The organism is Kribbella sp. (assembly GCF_035687465.1).
GTDB lineage: Bacteria > Actinomycetota > Actinomycetes > Propionibacteriales > Kribbellaceae > Kribbella.
In genome coordinates this window covers 1-3,275 of the sequence record NZ_DASRXP010000491.1, presented here as the reverse complement: position 1 = coordinate 3,275, position 3,275 = coordinate 1, and the positions used below count along the sequence as shown (strand labels likewise).

At 69.3% G+C, this 3,275-nt stretch carries 2 protein-coding genes; one reads left to right on the top strand and one right to left on the bottom strand.

What is annotated here, in order from left to right:
- Positions 1-1,662: hypothetical protein (locus VFG33_RS26015; protein WP_325055582.1), on the bottom strand; the 1,662-nt coding region annotated here is incomplete at its 3' end.
- Between the two features lie 172 nt (positions 1,663-1,834).
- Here VFG33_RS26015 and VFG33_RS26010 point away from each other — a divergent pair.
- Complete coding sequence (locus VFG33_RS26010) at positions 1,835-3,139, top strand: COG1470 family protein (RefSeq protein ID WP_325055581.1); 1,305 nt, start codon at positions 1,835-1,837, stop codon at positions 3,137-3,139.
- The last annotated feature ends 136 nt before the right edge of the window (positions 3,140-3,275 follow it).

Genomic DNA, 3,275 nt, shown 5'->3' with positions numbered 1-3,275 from the left:
AGCTCCGGTCAGGGTGAATTCCTGGGCATCTGGCCCGGACAGACTCAAGCCGCTCACCATCAGCGGCCCGAAGCCCGCGTGCCGTACTACGACAGTGCGCGACAGCGACTCGCCGAGCTCGACCGGACCAAGATCGGTGCTGGTGTTCTCGATCCGGGGCTGAAGGACGCGAGCGAACACGGCCCCGGCACAGCACGGTTCCGGTAGTAAATCCTCGCCGGCGGAGGAGAAGGCGACGACTGACCCATTGGCCGCGAGACGTGGGGAACTACTCGGGCCGGACGCGGGACAGATCGCTCCAGCCTCGCCCCCGCAGTCCGGATCCGCCGCCGGCGAGCCCAGTTCGCCCGGCAGGCGTGGCAACCCGGACCGCTCCCGTGCGGCGTCGAGGGTGAGGTCGCGCAACACGATCGCCCGCCGGTCGGTGCCCTGGGCATCGTTGTGCAGTTTGTCGGCCGGGCTCTGGAAGGCCAGATAGCGGCCGTCTGCCGACAGCGCCGGAGTACGACCCTCTTGTGCTTGGCCGTCGACATCGCGCGAGGCGATCGACGCGGAGACCGGTAGGCCGCCTGCCGGGCCGAGGCGGCCTGCAGCAGTCGGGTCGCGGTTCACGACGACGGTCACCACCGGGCCGCCCACGCCTGTCTGGTGCTCGTAGGCGACGAGCTTGCCCGAGCCCGAGATGGAGGGGTGTCCAGCCTGTCCGGAGTATCCACCGGTGGGCGTGACATCGATCCGATAAGTCTGCCTCGTGCTCAGCTCGAACACTTCCACTGTCGCCGTGCCGGGCAGACAGGTCATCGAGCAGTCGCCGGTGGCGAAGGCCACCTGCTGCCCGTTCGCCGAAACCTGCGGAGAGGCATGCGGGACGCCTGCGGGAGAAGGGCGCAGGAAGGAATCCGGAAGCGGAGCCGTGAGCCGTCCCGCCGCATCCTTGATCAACCGGGCGACGACCACCTTCGGCTGGGACGTTCCGGGAGGTTGCTCCAGCCACGCGATCACGCCGCCGTCCGCGGACAGACTCGGCGCGGTGCCGACCGTCCCTCCCGCGTCGGTCGGGGGCAGGCCGACGTACAGGTAGAGGTAGTCCATCGTGCCGTCCGGTCGCCGTTCGTCGAGGATCGCGTCGCCGTCGGGGTCGCGATCGCACAGGACGACGCGGCGCCCGACGTCGAAGTAGCCGTCCTGCAGGTTGGTCGCCTGGCTCTCGAAGGCGACGTACCGGCCGTCCGCCGAGAGGGTCGGCTGCAGGCTGTCGTCGTTGCCGCCTTCTTCCATCGGCGCTGCGGCCCTGCGTTGCGCGGAGTAGCCGCGGGACGAGGCGAGGAAGGCCAGCGGCAGGCCGCGGCTGATCAGCACGGTCCGGCCCGGAGCCCGCCGATCGCGGACATAGATGTTGTACGGCGGGTCCTCGCTCGGCCGCACCACCGGGTCCAGTGCGGCCCGCGACTCGAAGGCGATCTGCCGGCCGTCGGCCGAGATGGCCGGTGAACTCGCAGCCCCGACGGGATCGTTGCCTTCGGCACTGACAGAGACCACCTCGGTGCTGCCCGGCGAGACGGCTCCAGCTCGCGGCACCATCGTCGTACTCAGTCCACTGACTCCCGCCAGCAAGGCCCCGACCAGGACCAGACCGGGCAGGCGATCTTTTCGTCGGCTCACGACGCCCCCCTCCGACTGCTCTCCGAGCGTAGAGGGCCGGGCCGGCTGCGAGCTGCCCGATCGCGGTAGCCAACGGGTCTTCCGGTCTGCCCGAACGAGCAGAGATCGTGTCGCTTCGGGCTAACCCGTTGATGCTGCCCGGCCACCGGATGGCTGGGCCAACCTAGGTGGCATGGCAGCCACGATGTCCTTGTCGACGGATTCGGTCGCACTCGAGCCGGGAGCGACCAGCGGGTGTGTGGTCACCGTGACCAACACCGGAAGTCTGGTCGACCAGTTCTCGATCACACTGGTGGGCGGCCTGCGCGACTGGGTGACGATCGAGCCGTCCACGCTCAACCTGATGCCTGCCACCAGCGGGACGGTGACGGTGACCTTTGCCCCACCCCGCTCGCCGGAGCTGGTGGCGGGCCGGCACCCGTTCGGCGTACGGGTCGGTTCGCGGGAGGACCCCGGCACGTCAGTGGTGGAGGAAGGTGCCGTCGAGGTCGCGGCCTTCCAGCAGATCGTCGCCGAACTCGTTCCGGCCAAGCGCCGGGCCCGGCGGCGGGCGAAGTACCGGCTGGCCGTGGACAACCTCGGCAACAGCGAGGTCGAGGTCGGGATCACCCTGCGCGACCCCGACGACGAGCTTCGGCTGGAGACCAGCCAGGCCCTGATCACCACGGCACCTGGTACGGCGACGATCCTGAAGCTGCGGGCCGCTCCACATCGCCGCTTCTGGCGTGGGGAGCCGAAGCTGCTCCCGTTCGAGGTGGTCGCGAGCCCGGCTGGGGACGAGCCGATCCAGACCGGTGGTGTCGTCCAGCAGGAGCAGTTGCTGCCGAAGTGGCTCCTGCCCGCGCTGGCCGCTGCCGCCGTGCTGGTGGTCGCCGCAGTTGCCGCCTGGTTCGCGCTATTGAAGCCTGCGGTCGAATCGGTCGCGACCGAGCAGACCCAGCAGCAGGTCGCCAAGGCCGAGAGCGCCGCCTCCGACGCCAGCGGCGCTGCCGACAAGGCGACCGCGGCGGCGACGGTGGCACAGCAGGCCGCGGGGATCAGTCCCTCACCGACACCGGGTGCCGGGAACCAGACGCCGAAGCCGACAGGCCCTCCGTCGTCCGCCAAGCCTGGTGCCACCGCTGCTCCGACCGGACCGCTCCCGTTGAGCTTCCGGATCGCCACCAAGGCCAAGGTGGCGACAGACGGCTCGTTCGAAGACTTCACCTACAAGGCGCCGCCGAAGAAGAAGATCCAGATCGCCGACCTGGTGCTCCAGAACCCCCGGGGCGACAGCGGCATCCTGCGGATCTCGATCGGCAAGGACATCTTGCTGGAGACCGGGCTGGCCAACTTCCGTGACCTGGACTACCACTACCTCGAACCGCTCTTCGCGGCGGAAGGCCAGCCGGTCGTCGTGTCGGTGAACTGCACGGCACCAGGCACGGGCTCAGACCAGTGCACGCCGTCGGTCTCCTTCTCCGGGCAGCTGTCATGACCGTGAACGGTGGCTGCCGGGGCTCAGATCAGCCCTTCCTTCAGTGCATAGGCGACCGCGTGCGACCGGTTGCGTAACTGGAACCGCGTGGTCACGCCGTGGAGGACGTTCTTCACGGTGCGCGGTGAGTAGCTCA